This window comes from Pseudomonas sp. 29, assembly GCF_002754355.1.
Taxonomy (GTDB): Bacteria; Pseudomonadota; Gammaproteobacteria; order Pseudomonadales; family Pseudomonadaceae; genus Aquipseudomonas; species Aquipseudomonas neuropathica.
Window position 1 is genome coordinate 4,463,795 of sequence record NZ_PEEY01000001.1, and the last position, 25,922, is coordinate 4,489,716.

The 25,922-nt window shown below is 59.1% G+C and carries 25 protein-coding genes and 1 tRNA gene; 16 read left to right on the top strand and 10 right to left on the bottom strand.

The window, feature by feature from the left end:
* Position 1 precedes the first annotated feature (1 nt).
* The 3 genes from CLU80_RS20675 to CLU80_RS20685 are packed head-to-tail and all read right to left on the bottom strand — an operon-like array spanning position 2 to position 2,840.
* A complete protein-coding gene (locus CLU80_RS20675; protein ID WP_016984708.1) occupies positions 2–460 on the bottom strand; it encodes a tripartite tricarboxylate transporter TctB family protein in 459 nt (152 codons plus the stop codon).
* A gap of 56 nt (positions 461–516) precedes the next feature.
* On the bottom strand, positions 517–1,494 hold the full coding sequence (locus CLU80_RS20680) for a Bug family tripartite tricarboxylate transporter substrate binding protein (protein WP_016984707.1): 978 nt from the start codon (positions 1,492–1,494) through the stop codon (positions 517–519).
* Between the two features lie 53 nt (positions 1,495–1,547).
* A complete protein-coding gene (locus CLU80_RS20685) occupies positions 1,548–2,840 on the bottom strand; it encodes an OprD family porin (protein ID WP_099758255.1) in 1,293 nt (430 codons plus the stop codon).
* Between the two features lie 236 nt (positions 2,841–3,076).
* Here CLU80_RS20685 and tctD point away from each other — a divergent pair, with 236 nt between their 5' ends.
* Positions 3,077–3,748, top strand: a complete 672-nt coding sequence (tctD, locus tag CLU80_RS20690; protein ID WP_007911422.1) for a two-component system response regulator TctD — start codon at positions 3,077–3,079, stop codon at positions 3,746–3,748.
* Positions 3,741–5,126 (top strand): two-component system sensor histidine kinase TctE, encoded by a 1,386-nt coding sequence (tctE, locus tag CLU80_RS20695; RefSeq protein WP_093438385.1) that lies wholly within the window; start codon positions 3,741–3,743, stop codon positions 5,124–5,126. The genes tctD and tctE overlap by 8 nt, the downstream gene beginning before the upstream one ends.
* 105 nt (positions 5,127–5,231) lie before the next feature.
* Here the strand turns inward: tctE and CLU80_RS20700 are convergent, their stop codons facing one another.
* Positions 5,232–6,053 carry an HDOD domain-containing protein gene (locus CLU80_RS20700; protein WP_093438380.1) on the bottom strand — a complete coding sequence of 274 codons (822 nt, stop codon included), beginning with the start codon at positions 6,051–6,053 and terminating at the stop codon, positions 5,232–5,234.
* Positions 6,054–6,088: 35 nt separating this feature from the next.
* The gene (ygfZ, locus tag CLU80_RS20705; protein WP_093438376.1) at positions 6,089–7,030 is read right to left on the bottom strand and encodes a CAF17-like 4Fe-4S cluster assembly/insertion protein YgfZ; all 942 of its coding nucleotides are present in this window, start codon (positions 7,028–7,030) and stop codon (positions 6,089–6,091) included.
* Positions 7,031–7,180: 150 nt separating this feature from the next.
* Between ygfZ and CLU80_RS20710 the strand changes: the two genes are divergently transcribed.
* Both CLU80_RS20710 and CLU80_RS20715 read left to right on the top strand, forming a co-directional pair.
* Complete coding sequence (locus CLU80_RS20710; RefSeq protein ID WP_093438371.1) at positions 7,181–7,435, top strand: FAD assembly factor SdhE; 255 nt, start codon at positions 7,181–7,183, stop codon at positions 7,433–7,435.
* A complete protein-coding gene (locus CLU80_RS20715) occupies positions 7,419–7,871 on the top strand; it encodes a protein YgfX (RefSeq protein ID WP_093438367.1) in 453 nt (150 codons plus the stop codon). Before CLU80_RS20710 ends, CLU80_RS20715 begins: the two co-directional genes overlap by 17 nt.
* Here CLU80_RS20715 and nadB read toward each other — a convergent pair.
* The gene (gene nadB / locus CLU80_RS20720) at positions 7,840–9,456 is read right to left on the bottom strand and encodes an L-aspartate oxidase (RefSeq protein ID WP_099758256.1); all 1,617 of its coding nucleotides are present in this window, start codon (positions 9,454–9,456) and stop codon (positions 7,840–7,842) included. The genes CLU80_RS20715 and nadB overlap by 32 nt on opposite strands.
* A 558-nt stretch (positions 9,457–10,014) precedes the next feature.
* Between nadB and rpoE the strand changes: the two genes are divergently transcribed.
* The 3 genes from rpoE to CLU80_RS20735 are packed head-to-tail and all read left to right on the top strand — an operon-like array spanning position 10,015 to position 12,188.
* Positions 10,015–10,596 carry an RNA polymerase sigma factor RpoE/AlgU gene (gene rpoE / locus CLU80_RS20725; RefSeq protein ID WP_003172477.1) on the top strand — a complete coding sequence of 194 codons (582 nt, stop codon included), beginning with the start codon at positions 10,015–10,017 and terminating at the stop codon, positions 10,594–10,596.
* Positions 10,597–10,626: 30 nt separating this feature from the next.
* Positions 10,627–11,214, top strand: coding sequence for a sigma-E factor negative regulatory protein (locus CLU80_RS20730; RefSeq protein WP_034153146.1), 588 nt, complete (start codon positions 10,627–10,629; stop codon positions 11,212–11,214).
* An 8-nt stretch (positions 11,215–11,222) separates the two neighbouring features.
* Positions 11,223–12,188, top strand: a complete 966-nt coding sequence (locus CLU80_RS20735) for a MucB/RseB C-terminal domain-containing protein (protein ID WP_093438329.1) — start codon at positions 11,223–11,225, stop codon at positions 12,186–12,188.
* 14 nt (positions 12,189–12,202) lie between these two features.
* Here CLU80_RS20735 and CLU80_RS30300 read toward each other — a convergent pair whose 3' ends face one another.
* Positions 12,203–12,364, bottom strand: a complete 162-nt coding sequence (locus tag CLU80_RS30300) for a hypothetical protein (protein WP_175559653.1) — start codon at positions 12,362–12,364, stop codon at positions 12,203–12,205.
* Between the two features lie 34 nt (positions 12,365–12,398).
* Here CLU80_RS30300 and CLU80_RS20740 point away from each other — a divergent pair, with 34 nt between their 5' ends.
* Positions 12,399–13,832, top strand: a complete 1,434-nt coding sequence (locus tag CLU80_RS20740) for a DegQ family serine endoprotease (protein ID WP_034153148.1) — start codon at positions 12,399–12,401, stop codon at positions 13,830–13,832.
* 82 nt (positions 13,833–13,914) lie between these two features.
* On the opposite strand, the gene CLU80_RS20745 is transcribed toward CLU80_RS20740, so the two are convergent.
* Positions 13,915–15,348 (bottom strand): M48 family metalloprotease, encoded by a 1,434-nt coding sequence (locus CLU80_RS20745; protein ID WP_034153149.1) that lies wholly within the window; start codon positions 15,346–15,348, stop codon positions 13,915–13,917.
* Positions 15,349–15,446: 98 nt separating this feature from the next.
* Here CLU80_RS20745 and CLU80_RS20750 point away from each other — a divergent pair, with 98 nt between their 5' ends.
* Together CLU80_RS20750 and CLU80_RS20755 are read left to right on the top strand one after the other, a co-directional pair.
* Complete coding sequence (locus CLU80_RS20750) at positions 15,447–15,686, top strand: sulfurtransferase TusA family protein (protein WP_007911399.1); 240 nt, start codon at positions 15,447–15,449, stop codon at positions 15,684–15,686.
* A 31-nt stretch (positions 15,687–15,717) separates the two neighbouring features.
* The gene (locus CLU80_RS20755; RefSeq protein ID WP_093438320.1) at positions 15,718–16,788 is read left to right on the top strand and encodes an AI-2E family transporter; all 1,071 of its coding nucleotides are present in this window, start codon (positions 15,718–15,720) and stop codon (positions 16,786–16,788) included.
* A gap of 138 nt (positions 16,789–16,926) precedes the next feature.
* Here CLU80_RS20755 and CLU80_RS20760 read toward each other — a convergent pair whose 3' ends face one another.
* Both CLU80_RS20760 and CLU80_RS20765 read right to left on the bottom strand, forming a co-directional pair.
* Positions 16,927–17,400: a peroxiredoxin gene (locus CLU80_RS20760; RefSeq protein ID WP_093438315.1), complete on the bottom strand. Its 474-nt coding sequence runs from the start codon at positions 17,398–17,400 to the stop codon at positions 16,927–16,929.
* 10 nt (positions 17,401–17,410) lie between these two features.
* Positions 17,411–17,971 (bottom strand): glycine cleavage system transcriptional repressor, encoded by a 561-nt coding sequence (locus CLU80_RS20765; RefSeq protein ID WP_034153153.1) that lies wholly within the window; start codon positions 17,969–17,971, stop codon positions 17,411–17,413.
* 330 nt (positions 17,972–18,301) lie between these two features.
* Between CLU80_RS20765 and dapA the strand changes: the two genes are divergently transcribed.
* The 6 genes from dapA (at position 18,302) to CLU80_RS20800 (ending at position 25,874) form a co-directional block, all read left to right on the top strand.
* Positions 18,302–19,180 (top strand): 4-hydroxy-tetrahydrodipicolinate synthase, encoded by an 879-nt coding sequence (gene dapA / locus CLU80_RS20775; protein ID WP_093438308.1) that lies wholly within the window; start codon positions 18,302–18,304, stop codon positions 19,178–19,180.
* A gap of 17 nt (positions 19,181–19,197) precedes the next feature.
* Positions 19,198–20,313, top strand: a complete 1,116-nt coding sequence (gene bamC, locus CLU80_RS20780) for an NlpB/DapX family lipoprotein (RefSeq protein ID WP_093438304.1) — start codon at positions 19,198–19,200, stop codon at positions 20,311–20,313.
* Between the two features lie 6 nt (positions 20,314–20,319).
* Complete coding sequence (locus CLU80_RS20785) at positions 20,320–21,081, top strand: MBL fold metallo-hydrolase (protein ID WP_099758257.1); 762 nt, start codon at positions 20,320–20,322, stop codon at positions 21,079–21,081.
* Positions 21,082–21,109: 28 nt separating this feature from the next.
* Positions 21,110–21,823, top strand: a complete 714-nt coding sequence (gene purC / locus CLU80_RS20790; protein ID WP_093438296.1) for a phosphoribosylaminoimidazolesuccinocarboxamide synthase — start codon at positions 21,110–21,112, stop codon at positions 21,821–21,823.
* Between the two features lie 83 nt (positions 21,824–21,906).
* Positions 21,907–21,996 (top strand) — tRNA-Ser (locus CLU80_RS20795).
* A gap of 377 nt (positions 21,997–22,373) precedes the next feature.
* Positions 22,374–25,874, top strand: coding sequence for a glycosyltransferase (locus tag CLU80_RS20800; protein WP_099758258.1), 3,501 nt, complete (start codon positions 22,374–22,376; stop codon positions 25,872–25,874).
* Positions 25,875–25,922: the final 48 nt, after the last annotated feature.

Here is a 25,922-nt window from a genome sequence, read left to right on the forward strand (position 1 = left end):
ATCAGTTCTCCAGAACGCTGAGCAGGCCGAGAGGCAGCGGAACGTCCATCACACGGTCGAACAGCAGGTAAAGACCGATCGCCATCAGGCTGATGATCACCACACTCGGTAGCCAGCGGCCGCCGTACAGGCGAGCCATCGGAACGCCGGTGATGATGCTGGCGATGATGAAACCCAGTGGTTCGAACGTGCCGGCGAATACCAGCAGCAGGACGACGCAAGCGGCGATCTTGATCAGGGTTTCGCGATCCAGTGGCGGCTCGTCATCGCTGTGTTTGATCGGTGCCGGGCGGAACACCATGTACAGCAGCGCCGCGCCCATCAGGCCGAGCATCAGCAGAGGGAAGGCGCGCGGGCCCACCGGTTCGTAGGAAAAAGCCGCTTGGTACGGCCACGCCATCAGTGCCAGGCCGGCACAGACCAGCAACAGCACTGAGGCGAAAATGCGTTGAATAAGCATGGGAGCTCCTGTGCCGCGTCCCCGTCATCGGGAACGCAGCCGCTAGACAGAGGCGATCACTGGATCAGGCCGAACTCTTTGGCCAGCACTTTGTAGTCCGCCACCTGCTTCTTCACGTAGGTGTCCAGTTCCGGGCCGGTCATGGCGAACGGGAACAGTTCACGCTGATCGCGCAGCTTGGCGAAATCCTCGGAGGCCAGCAGTTTGTCGAACGCGTCTTTCCACCAGGCGTAGTCTTCATCGCTGACTTTTGGCCCGAGGTAGAAGCCGCGTACCACTGGCCAGACAATGTCATAGCCTTGCTCGCGAGCGGTCGGGATGTCTTTCATCTCCGGCTCGTCGAGACGTTTGTCGGCGAACACCGCGAGCAGGCGCATGTCACCGCTCTGGATGTGCGGCATGGAGTCGGAGATGTCGGTACTGCCGACCTGAATGTGACCACCGAGCAGGGCGGTAGCGATTTCGCCGCCACCTTCAAGCGCAACATAACGCAGGTCACGCGGGTTGATCCCGGCAGCCTTGGCGATCAGTGCAGTTTGCATCCAGTCCTGGCTGCCGACGGTGCCGCCGGAGCCGATCACCACGGAGCTTGGATCTTTCTTCAGTGCCTGAACGAGATCGTCGAGGGTCTTGTAGGGCGAATCGCTCTTCACCGCGATGGCGCCGTAGCTGGTGCCAACCGCTGCCAGCCAGCGCACGTTGGTCTCATCGAAGCGACCGAACTTGCCCTGAGCCAGGTTCAACAGCGAACCGCTCGACCACGCCACCAGCGTGCCGGCATCCGCCGGACGTTGCGCGACCACGGCGTTGTACGCCACCGCGCCGACACCGCCGGGCATGTAGGTCACGCGCATCGGTTTGGTCAGCAGTTTCTGGTTGACCAAGGCGCTCTGCGCCAGTTTGCAGGTCAGGTCGAAACCACCGCCGGGGGAGGCCGGGGCGATACATTCCGGACGTTTCGGTTCGGCCATCAGTTGGCCGGCAAACAGGATGCAACTGGCGGCCAGTGCAACTTTACGCAGTGACAGGTTCATTCGATTCTCCACGGGCATTGTTGTTATTCGACGTGTTTTTCACTTACGGGCATTTACCAAAGTGCAACGCTATAGCTCACCAGCAAACGCACTTCGTCTGCATCGCGAGCCGAGTAGTTGGAGCGGTAAGTGGCATTACGCAAACGCACGGCGACATCCTTCAAGGCGCCGCTTTGTACTACATATTTGATCTCGGTGTTGCGTTCCCACTCTTTGCCTTTTTCACCGTTCTTGAGCTTGATGTTGTCACCGCTCAAGTAGCGGCTCATGAAGCTCAGGCCTGGAATGCCGAGTTTGGCGAAGTCGAAGTCGTAGCGAGCCTGCCAGGAGCGTTCTTCAGCTCCGGCGAAGTCGTTGATCTGCACGAAGTTGACCAGGTACGGGTCGCTGCCATCGACATAAGGGAAGGCGCTGTCGCCAGACATGTGCTGATAACCGGCGCTGAACTTGTGGCCGCTCAGCGCATAGCTGACCAGACCGTTGAGCGAGCGGTTGTCGATCTCGCCGCCACGGGCTGCGCCCTGATCATCACTGACGGCGAAACGCAGGTCAGTGGCAAACGTGCCGGGACCCATAGGTCGCGAGGCAACGAGGCCGAAGAAGTGCTGGTTGTAGACTTCGTCGAGTTGGGCGAAGTGGTAACTGCCGGTGATCTTGTCGGTGAACTTGTAGTCGACGCCGCCAAAATCGAAGTGCTTGCCGGCAGCGGTGCCGGCAAAACGGCTGTTCTTGTTGTTGAGGGCGATGTCCTCGAAATCGGTGCTGTCGCGATCCTTGGCTTTCTCCAGGCGGCCGCCGGTGAAGGTCAGGTTCTTGATCTCTTTGGAGGTCAGCAAGCCGCCTTCAAAGGTCTGCGGCAGGATGCGCCCGTCGTTCGGTTTGAGGATCGGCAGTTCAGGAATCAGGCTGCCGATTTTCAGCTCGGTGGCGGAAATTTTCACTTTGCCGGTCAGGCCGACTTTGGAGTATTCATCCGCCGCGCGTCCGTCATCATGGGTCGGCAGCAGGCCGGTACCGGTGCGGTCCGGGCTTGAATCAAGTTTTACCCCGAGCATGCCCAGCGCATCGACACCGAACCCGACGGTGCCGTCGGTGTAACCCGATTGCAGATTGAGCATGAATCCCTGAGCCCATTCGTCACGCTTGGACTGTTGAGCACTGGTGCCATCGCGAAAGTCGCGATTGAAATACATGTTGCGGGTTTCGAACGTGGCGCTGCTGTCGTCAATGAAGTCGGCAAAACTCAACGGCGAAAAACCGGCAAGGGCGGCGGCACTGGCGAGGGCGGTGTGGCTGAAACGGGAAGGGCGAACAGGCGTGGAGGCCTGAGGCTGCATGGACGGCATGCGGGTGTACTCCGTTTATTGTTCTTATTGGTCGAAAACGCTTCAAGGCGTTTTTCTTTACGCTGTGTGGCATCAGCGACGGCAGTTCGGACTGTCCGTGGGCCGACTCTAACCGGCTAACCTTTCACTAACCTTTCAGCTGACTTTCAAGGTTTTCGGGCTTCACAGCGGCGGTTGCGGCTGTAAACTCCGCGGCAAAGCGTGGCGTTGGCCATTCCTGAACGAGGTAAAAATCCATGCGTGTTCTGCTCGTCGAAGACCATCTGCAACTGGCCGAAAGCGTTGCACAGGCGCTCAAAAGCACCGGTCTGACCGTGGATGTGTTGCACGATGGCGTGGCTGCCGATCTGGCGCTGGGCAGCGAGGAATACGCCGTAGCGATCCTCGATGTCGGCCTGCCGCGCATGGACGGTTTCGAGGTGCTCGCGCGTTTGCGCGCACGCGGCAAGAATCTGCCAGTGTTGATGCTGACGGCGCGCAGCGATGTGAAGGATCGCGTCCATGGCCTCAATCTGGGCGCCGACGATTACCTCGCCAAACCGTTCGAGCTGACTGAACTGGAAGCACGCGTCAAAGCTTTGCTGCGCCGCAGTGTCCTCGGTGGTGAACGCCAGCAGCGCTGCGGTGTGCTGGCCTACGACCTCGACACCCGGCGCTTCACCCTCGGCGAAGAGTTGCTGACGCTGACGTCCCGCGAACAAGCGGTGCTCGAAGCGCTGATCGCCCGGCCGGGGCGGGTGATGAGCAAGGAGCAACTGGCGTCCCAGGTGTTCGGCCTCGACGAAGAGGCCAGCCCCGATGCTATCGAAATCTACGTGCACCGCTTGCGCAAGAAACTCGACGGCCAACCGGTGGCGATCGTGACGTTCCGTGGTCTGGGTTATCTGCTGGAAAGCCGCGATGCATAAGCCCAGCAGCCTGCGCTGGCGTTTGCTGTGGAACCTCGCATTGCTGCTGGTGGTGCTGATGCTCGCCAGCGGTTTGAGCGCGTACTGGAATGGTCGCGAAGCCGCCGACACCGCGTATGACCGCACGTTGCTGGCCTCGGCGCGGACCATCGCTGCGGGCCTGTCGCAGCGTGACGGCACACTGAGCGCCGATGTGCCCTACGTCGCACTCGATACCTTCGCTTACGACAGCGCCGGGCGGATTTACTATCAGGTCAACGATATCCATCAGAAGCTGATTTCCGGCTACGAAAACCTCCCCGGCCCGCCACCGGGGACGCCGCGAACGGACAGTTATCCCGCGTTGGCGCGCTTCTACAACGCCACCTACAACGGTCAGAACGTACGCGTGGTCAGTCTGCTCAAGGCGGTGACGGAGCCGAACATGAATGGCATGGCGGAAATCCGCGTGGCCGAAACCGACGAAGCGCGGGTGAGCATGGCGCGCAGTCTGGCCGCCGATACCTTGCTGCGTTTGGGCATGCTGGCGATTGGCGCGTTGTTGCTGGTCTGGTTCGCGGTCAGTGCGGCACTGCGCCCATTGGAGCGCTTGCGCACGGCGGTGGAAGAGCGTCAGCCCGACGACTTGCGCCCGTTGCCATTGGTTGAAGTGCAACATGAACTGTGGCCGCTGGTGCGCGGGCTTAACCACTTCACCGAGCGCTTGCGTGGCCAGTTTGAGCGACAGGCGCAGTTCATTGCCGATGCCGCCCATGAGTTGCGTACGCCTTTGGCAGCGCTGAAGGCGCGGCTTGAGCTGGGCCTGCGTTCCAATGATGCCGAGGTCTGGCGTTCGACGCTGGAGTCCTCCGCACAAAGCACTGATCGCCTGACGCATCTGGCCAATCAGTTGCTGTCGCTGGCGCGGGTCGAAAACGGCGCCCGGGCGATTGCCGAGGGCGGCGCGCAGTTGCTCGATCTGAGTCAGTTGGCCCGAGAACTGGGCATGGCCATGGCGCCACTGGCGCACAAGCGCGGGGTGGCCCTGGCGCTCGAGGCGGACGAACCGGTGTGGCTGCGCGGTGAACCGACGTTGTTGAATGAGTTGCTGAGCAATCTGGTGGACAACGCTTTGGCGCACACGCCATCGGGCGGCAACGTGATTTTGCGGGTGACGGCGCCGGCGGTGCTGGAGGTTGAAGATGACGGCCCGGGGATTCCGCTGGAAGAGCGCGATCGGGTGTTCGAGCGCTTCTATCGGCGCAATCAGCAGGTGGCGGGTTCAGGCTTGGGCCTGGCGATTGTTGGCGAGATCTGCCGGGCGCATCTGGCGCAGATCACCTTGCATGATGGCGAGCAGGCGGGGTTGAAGGTGCGGGTCAGTTTTATCGCCGGCTGATTGTGGTGGTTTGCTGGCCCCTTCGCGAGCAAGCTCGCTCCCACTCTGGAATGCATTCCAATGTGGGAGCGAGCTTGCTCGCGAAGGTCGCGCCTCGGTTCCGGATCAATAAAACATCGTCCGCGACTCTTCCAGATCTTCACACAGCGCTTTGTTTTCCGGATCAATCCCAAGCTTTCTGAACGCCGGCACGCTCAGTGGATCAATCCGCGCAAACGGGTGGTCAGTGCCCTTGTGGCAATACAGGCTCGCCACCTGCACCAGATCGACATAGTCAATAGCAGTCGAGTCGCGCTTGAAGTCCTGATAGCGCCCCGGCAACTCCACCAATCGTTCCGGAAACTCCCACACGCGCAGCAACTTGTCGCCGAGCAACGGGTGAATATGGTCGATCACATGGTTGAGGCTGACCGGATCCGACAGCAGCTCATAATGATCTTCGGCGTAAGTCAGAATCGGCAGTACCCCGATCTGATGCACCAGCCCGCCAAGGGCTGCCTGATCGGGCTTGAGTTGCGTGTAGCGGCGGCACAACGCGTAACTGACCCCGGCAATTTCCAGGCTCTTGCGCCAGACTTCGCGCATCTTCTGTTCGACCACTTCCGAGCGGGCGTGAAAGATCTGCTCCATCACCAGGCCGATGGCCAGGTTGCTGCTGTAATTGATGCCCAACCGGGTGATGGCTGTGTGCAGGTCGGTGACTTCCTGCGCGGCGCGCAGCAGCGGGCTGTTGACCACTTTGATCAGGCGCGCCGACAGTGCCGTGTCACGGCCGATCACTTTGCTCAGGTCGCTGACGCTGATTTCCGGGTCTTCAGCGGCCTTGCGAATCTGCAGGGCCACTTCCGGCAACGTGGGCAGAACCAGGTCATCGTTATCGATGGCCGCAACCAAATCCTGTTGGACTTTTTCCGCCAGTTCGCTCATTTAAACTCTCTAGGGTGTTGCAACAAATGCTGCGATCAGCGCTGGATTTCGCGGTCGCGATCCAGTTCGTAAGGCAGGTCGAGCAGATGCAGCGCGGGACCTTCGAGGGTGCCCAGATGCAAATCACCGGCTTCGGCAGCTTCGGCCTGCAGCACCGCCAGGAGTTCAATGTTTTGCCCGGCCTTGGCGGCCAGCACCACTTCGCCGATGGCGCTGTTGTGGCTCGGCGCAAACAGTTGTGTGCCAGGTTCCGGCAAATCAGCAGCGTCCAGGCTCAAGCGGTACAGACGACGCTTGAGTTTGCCCAGGTACTGCATGCGCGCGACGATTTCCTGGCCGGTGTAGCAGCCTTTTTTGAAACTCACGCCGCCGACGGCCTGCAGGTTGAGCATCTGCGGGATGAACAGCTCGCGAGTGCTTGGCATGACCTGACCGATACCGGCGCGGATCTGGCCCAGCAGCCATTGATTCAGCTCGGCTTCAGGCAGGGCTTCGGACAATTTGGCTTTGATCGCGTCAGCCTGATCGGCCGGTGCCCAGAGTTCGGCGCGGTCGGGCGAGACGCGGATCGCGATCAGGTCATCGTGACGCACAACGCTGTCGGTTTCCGCCGGCAGGTCCAGACCAAGACCGATCAAGGCACTGTCGCCGTGCTCCAGGCCGAAGCGTACCCAGGCGGCGCTTTCGTCGGTCAGTTTCGATTTGGAGAACACCGCGTACTTTTTCAGGTCCGCCAGTTGCGGCTCCAGCAGCTCGCTGGCCATCGCCAGGACCACGCCGTCACCTTCGAGCAGAATGCGGAAGCTCGACTGCATCCGGCCTTTCTGTGTGCAACGAGCACCGAGGCTGGCGCGGCTGTCGCTCAGGTAATTGAGATTGCAGGTCAACTGGCCTTGCAGGAATTTTCCGGCATCCGCGCCGCGAACCGCGAGAACGCCTTCATGAGACAGGGTGCAGAAAAAAGCAGAATCGGCCATGGGTCTTCGCAGGGTAAATAGACTGGGGCACATCATAAGGGCGCGTTGGTGAAATGGGTAGTTGATAAAGGATCGGTGGTGCCCGACCAAAGCCGACTGTGCGACCCGCCTCGGCGCTGTATACTTGCCGCCAAATTTGAGGAGGGCTCCATGGTCGAACAAGTTGAACTGAATCGCCTCTTTTGGCACAGCCGTCGCGGCATGCTTGAGCTTGACGTGTTGCTGGTGCCGTTCGTGAAGGAGGTCTATGCAGACCTGAATCAGGTGGATCGCGATCTGTATGTCCGTCTGTTGACGTGTGAGGATCAGGACATGTTCGGTTGGTTCATGGAGCGCAGCGAGTCTGAAGATCCGGAGCTGCAGCGCATGGTTCGCATGATCCTGGACCGTGTCCAGCCCAAGTAACACGTTCGAATGCCGCTGGCATGCCTCACGGCAGTTGCTGGCGGCGTATCTGTTGGCCCAGGCGTTCGCACTGGGTTCGTTGTTCCTGCTTTCTATTCCACTCTGGGCAAGTTTGCTCGGGGCTTTTGGCTGTCTGCTTCACGGATATTGGGTGTTGCCTCGGCAGATTCTGCTAAATCACCCTCAGGCGTTTCGCGGATTGCGCCGGGACGCCGATGGCTGGCAGTTATGGAATCAGGCGGATGGCTGGCAAGCCGTGCAGTTGAGGCCGGACAGCCTGGCGCTGCCGTTGATCGTGGTGTTGCGTTTTCGTCTGCGCGGGGAATGGCGGGTCAGATCAATCTGTGTACCACGGGACTCGCAGGCGGCGGATCTGCACCGACGCCTGCGAGTAAGACTCAAGTTCAGCCGGCGTAGGTGGGCGGCACCAGAATAGTGTCGAGTGCCTCAGGCAACAGGTCGGGATAGTCGAGGGTGTAATGCAGGCCGCGACTTTCCTTGCGCTCCATGGCTGAGCAAATCATCAGTTCGGCGACTTGTGCCAGGTTGCGCAGTTCGATCAGATCGCGACTGACCTTATAGTTGCTGTAGAACTCGTCGATTTCGTCCAGCAGCAGGCGCACACGGTGCTGCGCCCGTTGCAGGCGCTTGTTGGTGCGCACGATGCCGACGTAGTCCCACATGAACCGCCGCAGTTCATCCCAGTTGTGCGCGATGATCACGTCCTCGTCGGAGTCGGTGACCTGGCTGGCGTCCCAGACGGGCAGGGCGCTTGGCGCGGCGACATCGTCCAGTTGCGCGAGAATGTCCGCCGCCGCCGAACGGGCATAGACGAAACATTCCAGCAGCGAATTACTGGCCATGCGGTTGGCGCCATGCAGGCCGGTGAAGCTGGTTTCGCCGATGGCATACAGGCCCGGCACATCGGTGCGACCGTTCTGATCGACCATCACGCCGCCACAGGTGTAATGCGCGGCCGGGACGACCGGTATCGGCTGTTTGGTGATGTCGATGCCGAATCCCAGGCAGCGCTCATAAACAGTCGGGAAGTGACTTTTAATGAACGCTTCGGGTTTGTGGCTGATGTCGAGATACACGCAGTCAACGCCCAAACGCTTCATTTCATGGTCGATGGCCCGGGCGACGATGTCACGCGGTGCCAGCTCGGCGCGCTTGTCGAAGCGGGACATGAAGCGTTCGCCATTGGGCAGCTTCAAATGGGCGCCTTCGCCGCGCAGGGCTTCGGTGATCAGAAAACTCTTGGCCTGCGGGTGATACAGGCAGGTCGGGTGGAACTGGTTGAACTCCAGGTTCGCCACCCGGCAACCCGAACGCCAGGCCATGGCGATGCCGTCACCGCAGGCGCCGTCGGGGTTACTGGTATAGAGATAGACCTTGGCAGCACCGCCCGAGGCCAGAATCACGAAGCGTGCACCGTAGGTGTCGACTTCGCCAGTCTTGCGGTTGAGTACGTAGGCGCCGAGGCAGCGTTCGCCTTCCATGCCCAGGCGTCGTTCGGTGATCAGGTCGACGGCGACCCGCTGCTCCAGCAGTTCGATATTCGAACGCTCTTTGGCCTGGGCCAGCAGGGTTTTGAAGATGGCAGCGCCGGTGGCATCGGCCGCATGGATGATGCGGCGGTGACTGTGGCCACCTTCGCGGGTCAGGTGAAATTCGAATCCGCCGTCTTCAGTGCCGGACTGATCGTCGCGGGTGAAGGGCACGCCTTGGTCGATCAGCCACTGGATGGCCTCTCGGCTGTGCTCGACGGTGAAACGCACTGCGTCTTCGTGGCACAGACCGCCGCCGGCGTTCAGGGTGTCGTCGACGTGGGATTCGACAGTGTCGGTGTCATCCAGCACAGCTGCGACGCCGCCCTGGGCCCAATAGGTGGATCCGTTGGCGAGATCGCCTTTGCTCAATACGGCAATGCGCAAATGACCCGGCAGGGTCAGCGCGAGACTCAAACCGGCAGCACCGCTGCCAATGACCAGAACATCATGTTGGAATTGTTGGCTCATTACAGGATTCCGCTCAAAGCGACCCGGGTCGGGGGTGGTGCAGGACTGCCGGATCGGCGAGTCAAGACAGCCACACAGCCCACTAGTATATAGAGGGGGGGAGCGGCACAATAGCCGGGCCGATATGGCATTGTGAAACTACTGTGACCGAAAAAACCGTGTGCTTCGTCGGAAGTTTTTCTCACCCGTTTGGGGAAAAGACGACTGTATCGGTGCTGAAACAGCCTTTTTCTGCACAGGGTCGCCCAATGTCAGGTGGTGACGGCTATAAATAATTGGAACTTTTGCCAAAGGCCCAAGATCAATAGTCGGTGCCAGAGATAAGGGACAGTGTCGGCTTCAGTGCGGAATCTGCGGTTGGATTCCTGCCGGCGAAACCGATGACAAGATTATTCGCGCAGCCGGTTTATCCCGAGCTGCGCTTTTCGTGCGTGCCAAATCAGAGCCCGCAGGAAACTTGCCTGGAGGGGGAGAACTTTTGCGAAAAGCCCGAGTCTATGTTTGCAAGTCTGGTCGTTTAGTTATGCAAGTCTCCTTCGGGCTTATCGAGGAGTGTTCATGCTAACCCAGGAAGAGGATCAGCAGCTGGTCGAGCGCGTTCAACGCGGCGACAAGCGAGCTTTCGATCTGTTGGTGCTGAAGTATCAGCACAAGATTCTCGGGTTGATCGTGCGTTTCGTGCACGACACCCATGAAGCCCAGGACGTGGCTCAGGAAGCCTTTATCAAGGCATATCGAGCGCTTGGAAACTTTCGCGGCGACAGTGCGTTTTATACGTGGCTGTACCGTATTGCCATTAACACGGCAAAGAATTACCTGGTTTCACGCGGCCGCCGGCCGCCGGATAGCGATGTAAGTTCCGAAGATGCAGAGTTCTACGATGGCGATCATGGCCTCAAGGATCTCGAGTCACCAGAACGTGCACTGCTGCGGGATGAGATCGAAGGCACTGTCCATCGAACCATTCAGCAACTGCCAGAGGATTTGCGTACGGCGTTAACTTTACGTGAATTCGATGGTCTGAGTTACGAGGACATTGCGAGCGTCATGCAATGTCCGGTGGGTACCGTGCGCTCCCGGATTTTCCGCGCCCGGGAGGCCATCGATAAAGCCCTGCAGCCGTTGTTGCAGGAAAACTGAGACAGCGGCGACAGCCAAGAGAGGAACGCCATGAGTCGTGAAGCCCTGCAGGAATCGCTGTCCGCAGTGATGGATAACGAAGCGGACGAACTGGAATTGCGTCGAGTGCTCAATGCACTGGATGATGTTGATACCCGTGAGACCTGGGCTCGTTACCAGATCGCTCGGGCAGCCATGCACAAGGATCTGCTGCTTCCACGTCTGGATATCGCTGCGGCAGTGTCTGCTGCACTGGAAGACGAAACGGCTCCGGCCAAAGTATCTCGCAGCCCATGGCGCAATCTTGGCCGTCTGGCTGTTGCAGCCTCGGTGACTGTTGCCGTTCTGGCCGGTGTTCGTCTGTACAACCAGGACGAAATCGCTGGTGTCGAACTGGCTCAGCAATCCAATCAGCCAACCCTGGCCACCCCACAGGTCAAAGGTCCGGCTGTTCTGGCAGGCTATAGTGAAAGTTCGGAAGCCACTGGCCCTATGGCCAACGGCGTACTGCAAGGTCAGCCAGGCTGGCATGATCAGCGTCTGCCAGGCTACCTGCGTCAGCACGCACAACAGGCCGCACTGAAAGGCACTGAAAGCGCGTTGCCATACGCACGTGCAGCAAGTCTGGAAAACCGTTAAGGAGGATCATGCGCGCCATACCTCTACTTTCGCTTCTGCTCAGTGGCTGGTTCATAGTTCCAGCCCACGCTGATGAGGCCCAGGACTGGCTGACCCGTCTGGGCCAAGCCGAGCAGCAGCAAAGCTTTCACGGCACTTTCGTATACGAGCGTAACGGTAGCTTTTCTACCCATAACATCTGGCATCGCGTCCAGAATGGCCAGGTTCGCGAGCGTTTACTCCAGCTCGACGGTTCGGCGCAGGAAGTCGTGCGCATTGATGGACACACTCAATGCGTCAGCGGCACCCTGATTGCCGGTCTGGGGGATTCCCCCAACTCAGCCGCTCGTCCTCTCGATCCGCAAAAGCTGAAAAACTGGTATGACCTTGCCGTCATCGGCAAATCGCGCGTGGCTGGGCGAGACGCAGTGATTGTATCGCTGACGCCTCGCGATCAGCATCGTTACGGTTTTGAATTGCATCTGGACAAGAAAACGGGTTTGCCGTTGAAGTCGTTGCTGCTGAACGACAAGGGGCAGTTGCTCGAACGCTTCCAGTTCACCAGTCTCGATACTGACGAAGTCCCGTCGGACAAAGATTTGCAGGCTGATGCCGACTGTAAAGCGATAACGCTCGACAGCGACAAGGCTTCGGCGGTCAAGACCGCTCAGGTCTGGCATTCGGACTGGCTGCCGCCGGGTTTTGAACTGACCAGCAGCACCTCGCACAAGGACCCGGAAACCAAGACTCAGGTCAACAGTTTGCTGTACGACGACGGCTTGGCACGTTTTTCGGTTTTCCTTGAGCCTTTGAACGGCGCAACCGTCACTGACACCCGCACGCAACTGGGTCCAACCGTTGCCGTTTCACGTCGCCTGACAACGCCTGAAGGCGAGATGATGGTCACTGTGGTTGGTGAAATTCCAATTGGCACTGCCGAACGAATTGCTCTGTCGATGCGAAATACCGATGGCACTGCAACCAGTAAGCAGTGAGCTGATTTCAGTCATTACCACGTCTTCATCGAGACGTAGATGAAATGTTTGCTGAGCATTTTCATTTGCAAATACCCCGAAAATTTTTTATAGGTCAGAGCCTCACGGCTCTGGCCTTGTTTGTTGTTGCCGGAACAAAAATGCCGGTCGGTGGTTTCCGGCGTTCCTTGCTCCATATCGCTTAACCCTGCTCGTCGTAACGGGAGCTGTATGTCGATACCAAGTTTGAAATCCTATCTCTCCATTTTCGCCACTGTGCTGTTGCTCGGTCAGGCGGTGCCTGCGGCGCAAGCGGCCGATCTGCCTGACTTCACCCAATTGGTCGAACAAGCTTCGCCAGCCGTGGTGAACATCAGTACCACGCAGAAACTGCCGGATCGCAAAGTGAACCAGCAGATGCCTGATCTGGAAGGCCTGCCGCCGATGCTGCGCGAGTTCTTCGAGCGCGGCATGCCGCCTCAGCAGCGTTCGCCGGGTGGTGGTGGTCGTCAGCGTGAAGCGCAGTCGCTGGGTTCGGGCTTCATTATCTCCCCGGATGGCTACATCCTGACCAATAACCACGTAATCGCCGATGCCGACGAGATCCTCGTCCGCCTCGCCGACCGCAGTGAAATGAAAGCCAAGCTGATCGGCACCGATCCACGCTCCGACGTGGCCTTGCTGAAAATCGAAGGCAAGGATCTGCCGGTGCTCAAACTCGGCAAATCCCAGGACTTGAAAGCCGGTCAGTGGGTCGTGGCAATCGGTTCGCCGTTTGGCTTCGACCATACCGTGACTCAAGGCATCGTCAGCGCCGTTGGCCGCAGCCTGCCGAACGAAAACTACGTGCCGTTCATTCAGACCGACGTGCCGATCAACCCGGGCAACTCCGGTGGTCCGCTGTTCAACCTGAACGGTGAAGTGGTCGGCATCAACTCGCAGATCTACACCCGTTCGGGTGGTTTCATGGGCGTGTCGTTCGCGATCCCGATCGACGTGGCAATGGATGTGTCCAACCAACTGAAGAGCGGCGGCAAGGTCAGCCGTGGCTGGCTCGGCGTGGTCATTCAGGAAGTGAACAAGGATCTGGCCGAGTCGTTCGGTCTGGATAAACCGGCCGGCGCGCTGGTTGCCCAGATTCAGGATGACGGCCCGGCAGCCAAGGGCGGCCTGCAAGTCGGCGACGTGATCCTGAGCATGAACGGTCAGCCGATCGTCATGTCTGCTGATCTGCCGCATCTGGTCGGCGCACTGAAAGCTGGCGCCAAAGCCAATCTGGAAGTGATTCGTGAAGGCAAGCGCAAGAATGTCGAGCTGACCGTTGGCGCGATCCCTGACGAAGACAAAGAGCTGGATGCACTGCCGAAGTCCGGCACTGAAAGCACCAGCAACCGCCTCGGTGTGTCGGTGGGCGAGCTGACCGCCGAGCAGAAGAAAACCTACGACCTCAAAGGTGGTGTGGTGATCAAGGAAGTGCAGGACGGTCCTGCGGCGCTGATTGGTCTGCAGCCAGGTGACGTGATCACGCACCTGAACAACCAAGCCATCGGCTCCACCAAGGAGTTCGGCGAGATCGCCAAGGCACTGCCGAAGAACCGTTCGGTGTCGATGCGCGTTCTGCGTCAAGGTCGTGCCAGCTTCATCACCTTCAAACTGGCTGAATAATCCAGCGCTAAGGTAAAAAAGAAACCGCCTCGAAAGAGGCGGTTTTTTTATGCCTGAAGCTTTTGTCTGGACGGCAGGAGGCTTAGCCCATCATGTCCTTGACCATCCGCTCCTGTTCCATCAGCTCACGCTGGCGGGCATCGATGCGTGAAGACAGCGGGAAGTTGCTGCCCGCCTTGCGCTTGGCAAAATCGAGTTGCTGGATCGCCTGGCGATAATCGCCAACCAGCGCGAAATACTCGGCCCGCGCCTGGTGCAGGCCAATGATGTTCCCCGACAAGCCACGGGTTTCTGCGACCTGATACCAGACATCCGGATCATCCGGGCGGGATTTGAGTAATGCTTCCAGCGCCTTCTCGGCATCCGGCGCGCGATTCTGTTTCAGCAGCAGATCCACTCGAACCTGATTCAGCGGATAGTTGCCCGGATATTGTGTAAGCATCCGGTCCACACGGGACTGTGCATCCGGCAAACGATTATTGGTGATGTCCAGATCGACTTGGGCAAGGTTGTAGATGATTTCGTTCGGCGATGTCGCCAGCAATTGCTTGAGATTCTCGCGCGCTTCATTCAACTGGCCACCCTTGATCTGCGCAATCGCCAGACCGTAGCGCGCCACATCGTTCTTCGGGTTTTCATCCAGCTGCGCACGGAAACGCTTGGCGCCCAGACCCGGGGTTTCTTCGTAGATCAACTGCACGCGCGCGCGGATCAATTGATAGCGCTTGGAGTCTTCAATGCCGCCCGGTTTGGCTTGTTCGGCGCGGTTGCGGGTGTCGGCAATACGCGATTCGGTCACCGGGTGAGTCAGCAGGAATTCCGGTGGCTTGGCGTCGAAACGGTATTGACGCATCAGGCGTTCGAACATGGTCGGCATCGAGCGCGGGTCATACCCGGCCTTTTCCAGATTGAGGATGCCGATGCGGTCGGCTTCCTGTTCGTTCTGCCGGGAGAACGTGCGCTGCGACTGAATCGCCGCTGCCTGCGTACCGGCGATGGTCGCAATACCAGCGTCACCGCCACCGGCTGCGGCGATGACGATCCCGGCCAGCAGCGCGGCCATCATCGGCACCTGCATTCGTTGCGATGCCTCGACGCCACGCGCAAAGTGGCGTTGCGACAAGTGCGCCAGTTCGTGCGCCAGTACCGAAGCGTATTCACCTTCGGTCTGCGCATTGAGGAACAAACCGCCGTTGACCCCGACCACGCCGCCCGGCGCCGCAAAGGCGTTGAGCTGCGGGCTGTTGATCAGAATGAATTCAAGACGTCGGTCAGTGACTTGACTGGTCTCCACCAGCTTATAGACGCTGGACTCGACGTAGTCCTTGAGCTGCGGATCGTTGAGCTGTGAAACCTGGCTGCGCAACATCGCCAGCCAAGCGCGGCCAAGCTGGTATTCCTGTTGCGGCGAGACAATGGCAGAACTGGCGTCGCCGAGTGACGGCAGATCGTCGGCAAAGCCTGGTGAGGCGAGCAGGCAAGCGAGCGTCAGCAGGGTAGGGCGCAGAAAAGTCATGCACAAAGCCTTAGAAGACAAAGACCTTACTGTAGCCGGACACCGAAGCTGCGACCAGATATTCTAGGCAGCTCGAAGACCTGAACCGGAGTGACGCAATGACTGACGCTGTAGCCCATGACGTGGAACTGGACGCCAGTGGCCTGAATTGTCCGTTGCCGTTGCTCAAGGCGAAAATGGAGCTGAACAAGCTTCAGAGTGGCGCCGTCCTCAAGGTGATCGCCACCGATGCGGGCTCGCAACGCGACTTTCGCACCTTTGCCAAATTGGCCGGTCATACGCTGCTGCGCGAAGAAGACGAAGCAGGTGTTTACCGTTACTGGTTGAAAAAGGCCTGAAATCGACAGCGTTACAATCTAAGGATTATTGATGTTCAAAGTGTTACGCGACTGGATTCAGCGCTATTTCTCCGATGAGGAAGCGGTGGTGCTGGCGGTGCTGCTGGTTCTCGCCTTCACGGCCGTGCTCACCCTCGGCGGCATGCTCGCGCCGGTGTTGGCGGGGATGGTGCTGGCGTATCTCATGCAGGGCCTGGTGGTCACGATCGAGCGTCTGCGCGTGCCGGGTGGTGTGGCGGTAGGATTGGTGTTTGCGCTGTTCATGGGCGTGCTGATGCTGTTTATCCTTGTGGTGTTGCCGTTGCTCTGGCATCAGTTGATCACCCTGTTCAATGAGTTGCCGGGCATGCTCGCCAAATGGCAGTCGCTGCTGTTGCTGCTGCCGGAACGCTATCCGCACCTGGTGTCCGATGAGCAAGTGTTGCAGGCGATCGAGGCGGCGCGTGGCGAGATCGGCAAGTTCGGCCAGTGGGCGCTGACGTTCTCGCTGTCGAGTCTGCCGCTGCTGGTGAACATCATGATCTACCTGGTGCTGGTGCCGATTCTGGTGTTCTTCTTCCTCAAGGACCGGGTCATGATCGGCGAGTGGGTGCGTGGCTACTTGCCGCGTGAGCGCGCGCTGATCACTCGGGTTGCGCAGGAGATGAACCGGCAGATCGCCAACTATATTCGCGGCAAGGTCATCGAAATCGTGATTTGCGGCGGCGTGACCTACATCGCGTTTGTCGCCCTCGGACTCAACTATGCGGCGCTGCTGGCGTTGCTGGTCGGTGTGTCGGTGGTGGTGCCGTATGTGGGCGCGGTGGTGGTGACCGTGCCGGTGCTGCTGATTGCGCTGTTCCAGTGGGGCTGGAGCGATCAGTTCATTTATCTGATGGCGGTCTACGGGATCATTCAGACACTGGATGGCAATGTGCTGGTGCCGCTGTTGTTCTCGGAGGCGGTCAATTTGCACCCGGTGGCAATCATCTGTGCGGTGCTGTTGTTTGGCGGGTTGTGGGGATTTTGGGGCGTGTTCTTTGCGATCCCGCTGGCGACCCTGTTCAAGGCAGTGCTGGATGCGTGGCCGCGCAAGGAACCGGTGGTGGCGCCACTGCTCTAGTGGTTGATCCCGATTATTCGGTGAAGTCAGGGCCCATTCGCGAGCAAGCTCGCTCCCACACGGGACTTGTGAACGCCACAGATCCAATGTGGGAGCGAGCCTGCTCGCGAAGGCGTCAGTAAAGACGCCGGAAAAACATCAGGCCTTGTTCAGATCCTGAGCAGCTGCCAAAACAGCATCCACATGCCCCGGCACTTTCACGCCACGCCATTCCTGACGCAGCACACCGTCCTTATCAATCAGAAACGTGCTGCGATCTACGCCCAGGTATTCCTTGCCGTACAGCTTCTTCAGCTTGATCACGTCGAACAATTGGCAGACGGCTTCGTCCTTGTCGCTGATCAGCTCGAACGGAAACTCCTGCTTGCACTTGAAGTTCTCGTGGGACTTCAGGCTGTCGCGGGAGATACCGAAAATCTCGGTATTGGCGGCCTTGAATGCGGCGTATTGATCACGAAAGCCCTGGCCTTCTGTGGTGCAACCCGGGGTGCTGTCCTTCGGATAGAAATAGATCACCACTTGCTTGCCCTTGAGGGCAGACAGGCTGACAGTCTGCCCGCTGGTGGCAGGTGCTGCGAAATCGGCAACCGGTTGGTCGATGACAACGGCCATGAAAGTTTCCTTACATTGGGTTCTGTGGGCGCCAAGGCTCGATCAGTGCGTCCAGGTTCATCGCGTCGGAGAAGTCGAGGAACTGGTCGCGCAGCCAGCTGATCTGGGTGCCGGCGGGCAGGGTCACGGTAAATGTGGCGTTGAGCATGGTGCCGCCGGTCTGCGGCGCCTGATACGTGTCGCAGGTCAGGTTTTCCAGTTCGACGTTGTGATCCATGAAGAACTGGCACAGCTCATTGATGATGTCCGGGCGATACGCCGAGCTGACATACGCCACGTACGGCAGGGCCTGCGGACGATTTTCCAGCGGCGCGCTGCGCACCACGTTGGCGGTGAAAGCGTGTTTCTTGGCCAGGCCCGGCAAGCTGCCTTCCAGGCGGGCGAGGGCATCCCAACTGCCGGAGACCTCGAGGACCAAAGCGCTGCACTCGCCGTGGCGAGTCAGGCGTGAAGTAACCACGGCGCAGCGATTTTCATGGCTGGCGCGGCACAGGACGTTAGTCAGCTCCATGGGGTTGGCGCCGAGGGCACTGATGACAAGGAATTGTTCGCGAACTGTGGGGGTGGACATGCAGCATTCCTAAAGCGATGAGCGGTCGGTAGGTTTAAGGGCGTTGGCCACCGGGGAGTGCCTGTTCTGGCTGTCCGTACAAAGAGGCCCGGCAAGCGCTCGCGGCTCGCTCCACTATAGCGGGAGCGCGTCGATGCGACGCAGGAACGGGGTCTGGGAGGCCGTAAAGGGAGGCTGGAACCCGGCGTACAAGCTGATCAGTACCGATCAAAGTCTGAAGGGTAGCGAAAAGCGGCGCCAAGGGGAATGGCGGCAGCGCAGTACTTCGCTTGTGCAAGCATCTTGGCGCCAGTACCATTACCGCTCTCTTTTTCCGGCAGGAGCGGTTTCATGATTGCGGGCAGTATGGTGGCACTGGTCACTCCCATGGATGCACAAGGGCGTCTTGACTGGGACAGCCTCAGCAAACTCGTGGACTTCCATCTCAAGAACGGCACCCATGCCATTGTCGCGGTCGGTACTACCGGCGAGTCGGCAACCCTTGATGTAGAAGAACACATCGCCGTCATCAAAGCCGTAGTCAAACAGGTTGCCGGGCGCATTCCGGTCATCGCCGGCACTGGCGCCAACTCGACCCGCGAAGCTGTCGAGCTGACCCGCAACGCCAAGGAAGCCGGTGCCGACGCCTGCCTGCTGGTGGTTCCGTACTACAACAAGCCGACTCAGGAAGGTCTGTACCAGCACTTCAAGCACATCGCTGAAGCGGTCGACATTCCGCAGATTCTCTACAACGTTCCTGGCCGCACCTCTTGCGACATGCAAGCCGAGACCGTGATCCGCCTGTCCACCGTGCCGAACATCATCGGTATCAAGGAAGCCACCGGCGACCTGAAGCGTGCCAAAGCAATCATCGATGGTGTGAGCAAGGATTTCATCGTGCTGTCCGGTGATGATCCGACCGCCGTTGAGCTGATCCTGCTGGGCGGCAAAGGCAACATCTCGGTGACGGCGAACGTCGCGCCGCGCGAAATGGCCGATCTGTGCGAGGCTGCGCTCAAAGGCGACGCCGACACCGCACGGGCGATCAACGAAAAACTGATGCCACTGCACAAAGACCTGTTCATCGAAGCCAACCCGATTCCGGTGAAGTGGGCTTTGGTGGAAATGGGCCTGATGCACGAAGGCATCCGCTTGCCACTGACCTGGCTGAGCACACCTTGTCACGAAACGCTCCGCTCGGCCCTGCGCCAGTGCAGCGTCCTGGTTTAATTGAGGAAGTACAACGCATGAAGCGAATGGCCGGACTTTCCGCACTTGCCTTGATTATCTCCAGCACCAGCGGCTGCGGATGGGTCTGGGGGCCGGAAGGTTATTTCCGCGACCGTGGTAGCGATTACCTGCAAGCGCAACAGACTGCACCAATGCAACTGCCACCGGAAGTCAGCACTTCCAAGCGTCTGGATCCGCTGTTGCCGATCCCGCGTAACGTTGCTGATGACACCGAGAAGGGCGAATACATTGTGCCGCGTCCTCAGCCGCTGTCGGCCGTTGCCGATGCCAGCGATTACTCGCTGCAGAAGAGCGGTGACTCCCGCTGGGTCGTGGCCCAGCACCCACCGGCCGAAGTCTGGCCAGTGGCGGTGCAATTCTTCCAGGACAACGGTTTCCGTCTGGATGAACAGCGCCCGCAGACCGGCGAGTTCACAACCACCTGGCAGCATTCCGACGAACTGTCCGCGGCCATGGCCAAGCGCCTGAGTGCAGCCGGCATCGCCAGCGACAGCGAAACCCGTGTGCGTGTGCGGATCGAGCCGGGCGTGCAGCGCAACACCAGTGAAATCTACGTGGTCAGCGCCGAGCGTCCTGCCGGCAGCACGGCCGACGTGGCCTTCACCAACCGTTCGGTCAACACTGGCCTGGACGCAGCGCTGGTCGACGACATGCTCGCGAGCATGAGCCGGATCTCCGAGAAGGGCGGTTCGGTGTCGATGCTGGCCTCGCGTGATTTCGATACGCCAAGCCGTGTCAGCCTCAGCGAAGACGGCAGCGGCAACCCGGTGTTGAACGTCGGTAACGATCTGGATCGTGCCTGGTCGAGCGTTGGCCGTGCACTGGAACAAGGCGAATGGCGCGTTGAAGACATCAACCGTAGCCTGGGCCTGTACTACATCAACCTGGCCGAAAAAGCCGAGAAGAAAGACGACAAGCCTGGTTTCTTCAGCAGCCTGTTTGGCAGTGCGCCGAGCAAGGAAGAAGTTGAAGCCCGTGCCGAGCGTTATCAGGTTCGCCTGAGCAAGGTTGGCGAGAACATTCAGGTGACCGTCGAGAAAAACATCAACACCGTCGCGCCGGCTGAAGTGGCACGCAAAGTGTTGAGCGTGATTCAGGACAACCTGGGCTGATCAACCATGCGTTTTGCCGTTCTCGGCAGCGGTAGCCAAGGGAACGGCACGCTGATCGCCAGTGCTGATACGTATGTGCTGGTGGATTGTGGTTTTTCCCTGCGGGAAACCGAAAAACGCCTGTTGCGCCTGGGTGTGAACCCGGCGCAACTGAGCGCGATACTCGTAACCCACGAACATGCCGACCACGTGCATGGCGTGGGTTTACTGTCTCGGCGCTACAATCTACCGGTCTACCTCAGTCGCGGCACACTGCGCGGGATGCGCAAACCGATTGAACCCGCAGGCTTTCTGGCCGGCGGCGAGCAACTGCAGATCGGTGCACTGAGCATCGGGGTCATTGCCGTGGCCCATGATGCGCAGGAACCGACCCAGTACGTCTTCAGTGATCACCAGCAGCGGCGCTTCGGCCTGCTGACCGACCTGGGTTCCTACTGCGAGCGGGTGCTGGATGGTTATCGGGACCTCGATGCGTTGATGATCGAGTCCAACCATTGTCGCGACATGCTGGCCCGTGGTCATTACCCGTACTTTCTCAAGCAGCGGGTGGGCGGCGAGCTGGGACATTTGAACAACCATCAGGCGGCATTCCTGGTGTCCGAGTTGGGCTGGCAGGGCTTGCAACACCTGGTCCTGGCCCATCTGAGCAGCAAGAACAACCTGCCGCAGCTGGCCCGGCAATGTTTTGTCGACACCCTCGGGTGCGACCCGGACTGGCTGCAACTGGCCGATCAAGATTCAGGGCTCGACTGGCGCCACATCGCCTAGCCCACCTACTTAGCAAGCGGAGCCCATCATGGAAAAACGTGAAGAACTCTACCGCGGCAAAGCCAAATCGGTTTACAAGACCGACGACGCTGACCGCTTGATCCTGCTGTTTCGCAACGACACCTCGGCGTTCGACGGCAAGCGCATCGAGCAGCTCGACCGCAAAGGCATGGTCAACAACAAGTTCAATGCCTTCATCATGCAGAAACTCGAAGCGGCCGGCGTACCGACCCAATTCGACAAACTGCTGGCCGACAACGAAGTGCTGGTCAAGAAGCTGGACATGATCCCGGTCGAGTGCGTCGTGCGTAACTACGCCGCTGGCAGCCTGGTCAAGCGTCTGGGCGTTGAAGAAGGCCTGAAGCTCAACCCGTACACCTTCGAGCTGTTCCTGAAGGACGACGCCAAGGGCGACCCGTTCATCAACGAATCCCACGTCGTGGCCTTCGGTTGGGGCACCGCCGAGCAACTGGCGCGCATGAAAGAACTGTCGCTCAAGGTCAACGAAGTCCTGACCAAGCTGTTCGATGACGCCGGCCTGCTGCTGGTCGACTTCAAGCTTGAATTCGGCGTGTTCAGCGACGGCTCCATCGTCCTCGGTGACGAGTTCAGCCCGGACGGCTGCCGTCTGTGGGACAAGGACACCAAGAAGAAGATGGACAAAGACCGCTTCCGTCAGGGCCTCGGTGACGTTATCGAAGCCTACGAAGAAGTCGCCAATCGTCTGGGTGTACCGCTTTAATCGACGCAAGCATCTGATAGCACGAAGAAAATTTCGAAAGAGGGTTTGCTTTCGGTAAAAGTGTTGTTATGATGCGCGCCGTTGGAGAGATGCCAGAGTGGCCGAATGGGACGGATTCGAAATCCGTTGTACCTTCACCGGTACCTAGGGTTCGAATCCCTATCTCTCCGCCATTACATAGAAAAAGCCCCGTAGATGAAAATCTACGGGGCTTTTTCGTTTCTGCGAATCCAGTATTCGTGGCGATAGCGCTGAAGCGCGTCGTGCATGGTGAGGTCCTACGCAGAGAGGCAATTTAAGTAAACACAGCCTCTGCCGACATTAGAGACACAACGTTCACAGGACTCACCGACCCATTTAAAGCCGCGCTCGCAGAGTAGGGGCTGTCATTATTGGCCAGCGATCGGCCGCCAAATCACACCTGTCGTCGTTTATCCTCTGTCCAGTCATGAGGCCAGCGCTCTCACTAAAGTGGATACTTGCTCACCTCGGCCGTGAAAGGCGCATCCAGCGAGTTCCAGCCTCGCTCCCTATTTGAATTGGTTTGAATATGAAAATTCCACCATCAGCCCAAGGTGCTCACCGCGTTTCTGAACGTCAGTCCGTCAAGTCAGGCAGCAGCGCCGCACCCCACGTCGAAGCCTGCGAAGTGCTGGTTGCGCAGCCGCCAGCGTTCGAGGATGGCGAGCCGCCAGTCGGCGTGGTTATCCATGCGTATTACCCCGAAGTGCTGAAAGATATTCTGCGTCGTTTGATTAAACAGACTGAACGCCTGCACCTCTACGTAACCTGCGTAGCCGGTCGTGAAGATGAGATCTGTGCTCAACTGACGGCCAGCACACTGAGTTTTTCGCTATACCGGGTGCCGAATCACGGCAGGGATGTTTTGCCGTTTCTGCGGGTGCTGCCGTTCTTGCGTGCCGATAACATCCGCATGCTGGTCAAGCTGCACACCAAGCGTTCGCTGCACTTGGGCGGGGAGATCGATTGGGGCGTTGAACTATTCGATGATCTGCTGGACCCGGTACGATTCAGTCGAGCGCTGGAACACCTGGCCGACCCGGTGCATGTGCCGATGCTGGGTCCTCAGCGATACCTGGTGCCAGTCACCCGATTCCTCAGCGAACGCAACCGCGCGTTGCTTGTCACCCTGGCCGAGCGTGGCGGTATTGAGCCGCAGGGCATCAACGAAGCGGATTATTTTGCCGGTACCATGTTCTTTGCGCGCATTGAAGTGTTTGCGCCTTTGGAGCGGATTCAACTGACGGGCAGCGATTTCGAAGTTGAAAGTGGCCAGCTCGACGGCACCCTGGCACACACGTTAGAGCGTTTTTTCGGCGTTCTGGCGAATGTTGGCCGGCAGCAGCGCAATATCGACCTTTATCAGCGCTGGCTGGCGAGTCGGCAACTGGCCGCCGTCGAGGTCGAAGGTTTGCCCGCGCGACTGGCGAGCTGGCCGCGGCAACCGGATGTGTTGTTGGTGTTGACCGACACTACGGGTGATATCGGACTGTTGCGTTCGAGCCTGGAAAGCATTGACCGCCAGCTTTATCGGGCGGCGGCCATCGTGGTGCTCTCCAATGCCGAACCTGTAGGCGTGACGCCGGCCGATAATCTGGTCTGGCTGCCGTTGGCCGAATCGTGGCCGAGCCAGCTCAATGAACTGTTGCAGGAGATCGACGTTGACTGGTGGTACCTGTTGCGTGGCGGAGACGAACTGGATCCCCACGCGCTGCTTTTGCTCGCCGAAGGCATCGCGCTCAATCCCGGTGTCAGCGCATGCTACAGCGATGAAGACTCACTGACCGCTGAAGGCTGCCAGAGTCCGGTATTCAAGCCGGATTTGAATCTGGATATGTTGCGCAGTTATCCCTATGTCGGCCGCGCACTGGCTTTCAGTCGCGAGGCCGCGCTGTCTGCCGACGGCTTTGATCCAGCCTTCAGCGAACTGGCGCCCCATGATTTGCTTTTTCGGCTGATTGAAACTCACGGTCTGGGCACTGTCGGGCACCTCGCGGATGTGCTGGTGCATCAGGCCATCAATTTCCCTCAGTGGCTCGGTGAACCGCAAGTCATCGCGAACTCGGCAGCCATCGTCGGGGCGCACTTGCAGCGTCTGGGCGTGGCGCATGTGCTGCTGGCCGGACCTTTGCCAATGGCGAATCGTGTGGTCTACCAACATGCGGAACAGCCGCTGGTGTCGATCCTCATTCCCACCAAGGACTGCCTGCCGATGCTGCTGCGCTGCATCGAAAGCATCATGGAGAAAACCAGCTACACGAATTACGAACTGATCATCGTCGACAACAACAGCGAAACAGCCGAGGCCCGAGACTGGTTCAACGGTATGGAGCTGTTGAACAATCCCAAGGTGCGCATCCTGCGTTATCCGCACCCGTTCAACTATTCGGCGATCAATAATTTTGCGGCCAGTCATGCCCGCGGCGATTACCTGGTGCTGCTCAACAATGACACGGCGATCATTGATGGCGACTGGCTTGGTGCACTGCTCCATCACGCCCAGCGGCCGGAAGTGGGGATAGTGGGCGCCAAACTGTTATTCCTCGACGGGACTGTTCAGCATGCAGGTGTGGTACTCGGGTTGCGTGGTGTTGCAGACCACCCGTTTATCGGCGATTCAATGCAGTCCAACGGCTACCTTCACCGCTTGCATCTTGATCAGAATTACAGCGCGGTCACCGCCGCCTGCCTGATGATCAGCACCGAGCTGTACCAGCAAGTGGGGGGGATGGACGAGGTCGGCCTGGCCGTTTCCTTTAACGATGTGGATCTGTGCCTGAAAGTCGGCCAGGCTGGACGGCTGATTGTCTGGACGCCCTATGCGCTGCTCGTTCACGAAGCCAGTGTGAGCCAGAACAACGTCGACACGACCAAGGAAGAAGCCAAGCGCAAACGGTTCAAGGGCGAACAGTCGGTGATGTACCAGCGTTGGCTTGCGCAAATCGCCAACGATCCGGCCTACAACCGCAACCTGACCCTGGAGGGCAGTGGCTTTTCCTCCAAATACCGTACCGACACTGATTGGCACCCGTTTGCCAGTCGTGAGTTGCCTCATGTGCTGTGCCACCCTCTCGACTCTTTCGGCAGCGGACACTACCGCGTGCGTCAGCCTTTCGCTGCCCTGAAAGCTGCGCAACTGATCGGCGGAACGGTGAGCGACGAGGGACTGCAACCGACAGAACTGGAGCGCATTGCGCCGAACACGATCATTTTCCAGGGACAGCACACAACGCCTCATCTGGAGTACATGCAGGACACCAAGGCATTCTCCAGGGCGTTCAAGATTTACGAGCTGGATGACTATATTCTTGACGTGCCCGCTGGCAACTTGAACCACGAATTGCTGCCCAAAGACATCACCAAACGCTTGAAGAAAGCCGTAGGGCTGTGCGATCGGTTGGTGGTGTCTACCGAGCCGCTGGCCAATGCGCTGAAGGGCTTCAATGCCGACATCCGGGTGATGGAAAACCGTCTGCCGAGCCATTGGTGGAGCGACCTGACCAGCCAGCGCCAACAAGGCCGCAAGCCTCGGGTTGGCTGGGCCGGCGGCTCGAGTCACAGCGCCGACCTGCAAGTCCTTGCCGAAGTGGTTCGTGCGCTGGAAGGAGAAGTTGAATGGGTATTCATGGGGATGTGCCCACCAGCACTGCGTCCCTATGTCCATGAGTTCCATAGGGGGGTGAGTATCGAAAAATACCCGCAAAGACTGGCTGAGCTGAACCTCGACCTGGCTTTGGCACCTCTGAAAGACAACTTTTTCAACGCCTGCAAAAGCAATTTGCGCTTGTTGGAATATGGCGCCTGTGGTTTCCCCGTGATCTGTTCGGACATCCCTTGTTATCGGGGTGATTTCCCGGTGACGAGGGTCAGGAACCGTTCGCAAGACTGGATTGCCGCTATTCGCGAACATCTGGCTGAGCCCGATGCCAGCGCCAAGGCTGGAGACGCCCTGCGCAGCGTTGTACTCAATCAGTGGATGCTCAAGGACGAACATCTGTTGGCATGGCGAAACGCCTGGCTGGCGGACTGAACAACAAGCCCGCGCAAAGCGCCCAAGCTTGTTCGATACCAGCCCGAG

Bases quoted from the DNA above. Each gene is read 5' to 3' on its own strand.
- CLU80_RS20675 (WP_016984708.1), bottom strand. From the start codon at position 460: ATGCTTATTCAACGCATTTTCGCCTCAGTGCTGTTGCTGGTCTGTGCC.
- CLU80_RS20680 (WP_016984707.1), bottom strand. From the start codon at position 1,494: ATGAACCTGTCACTGCGTAAAGTTGCACTGGCCGCCAGTTGCATCCTG.
- CLU80_RS20685 (WP_099758255.1), bottom strand. From the start codon at position 2,840: ATGCCGTCCATGCAGCCTCAGGCCTCCACGCCTGTTCGCCCTTCCCGT.
- tctD (WP_007911422.1), top strand. From the start codon at position 3,077: ATGCGTGTTCTGCTCGTCGAAGACCATCTGCAACTGGCCGAAAGCGTT.
- tctE (WP_093438385.1), top strand. From the start codon at position 3,741: ATGCATAAGCCCAGCAGCCTGCGCTGGCGTTTGCTGTGGAACCTCGCA.
- CLU80_RS20700 (WP_093438380.1), bottom strand. From the start codon at position 6,053: ATGAGCGAACTGGCGGAAAAAGTCCAACAGGATTTGGTTGCGGCCATC.
- ygfZ (WP_093438376.1), bottom strand. From the start codon at position 7,030: ATGGCCGATTCTGCTTTTTTCTGCACCCTGTCTCATGAAGGCGTTCTC.
- CLU80_RS20710 (WP_093438371.1), top strand. From the start codon at position 7,181: ATGGTCGAACAAGTTGAACTGAATCGCCTCTTTTGGCACAGCCGTCGC.
- nadB (WP_099758256.1), bottom strand. From the start codon at position 9,456: ATGAGCCAACAATTCCAACATGATGTTCTGGTCATTGGCAGCGGTGCT.
- rpoE (WP_003172477.1), top strand. From the start codon at position 10,015: ATGCTAACCCAGGAAGAGGATCAGCAGCTGGTCGAGCGCGTTCAACGC.
- CLU80_RS20730 (WP_034153146.1), top strand. From the start codon at position 10,627: ATGAGTCGTGAAGCCCTGCAGGAATCGCTGTCCGCAGTGATGGATAAC.
- CLU80_RS20735 (WP_093438329.1), top strand. From the start codon at position 11,223: ATGCGCGCCATACCTCTACTTTCGCTTCTGCTCAGTGGCTGGTTCATA.
- CLU80_RS30300 (WP_175559653.1), bottom strand. From the start codon at position 12,364: ATGGAGCAAGGAACGCCGGAAACCACCGACCGGCATTTTTGTTCCGGC.
- CLU80_RS20740 (WP_034153148.1), top strand. From the start codon at position 12,399: ATGTCGATACCAAGTTTGAAATCCTATCTCTCCATTTTCGCCACTGTG.
- CLU80_RS20745 (WP_034153149.1), bottom strand. From the start codon at position 15,348: ATGACTTTTCTGCGCCCTACCCTGCTGACGCTCGCTTGCCTGCTCGCC.
- CLU80_RS20750 (WP_007911399.1), top strand. From the start codon at position 15,447: ATGACTGACGCTGTAGCCCATGACGTGGAACTGGACGCCAGTGGCCTG.
- CLU80_RS20755 (WP_093438320.1), top strand. From the start codon at position 15,718: ATGTTCAAAGTGTTACGCGACTGGATTCAGCGCTATTTCTCCGATGAG.
- CLU80_RS20760 (WP_093438315.1), bottom strand. From the start codon at position 17,400: ATGGCCGTTGTCATCGACCAACCGGTTGCCGATTTCGCAGCACCTGCC.
- CLU80_RS20765 (WP_034153153.1), bottom strand. From the start codon at position 17,971: ATGTCCACCCCCACAGTTCGCGAACAATTCCTTGTCATCAGTGCCCTC.
- dapA (WP_093438308.1), top strand. From the start codon at position 18,302: ATGATTGCGGGCAGTATGGTGGCACTGGTCACTCCCATGGATGCACAA.
- bamC (WP_093438304.1), top strand. From the start codon at position 19,198: ATGAAGCGAATGGCCGGACTTTCCGCACTTGCCTTGATTATCTCCAGC.
- CLU80_RS20785 (WP_099758257.1), top strand. From the start codon at position 20,320: ATGCGTTTTGCCGTTCTCGGCAGCGGTAGCCAAGGGAACGGCACGCTG.
- purC (WP_093438296.1), top strand. From the start codon at position 21,110: ATGGAAAAACGTGAAGAACTCTACCGCGGCAAAGCCAAATCGGTTTAC.
- CLU80_RS20800 (WP_099758258.1), top strand. From the start codon at position 22,374: ATGAAAATTCCACCATCAGCCCAAGGTGCTCACCGCGTTTCTGAACGT.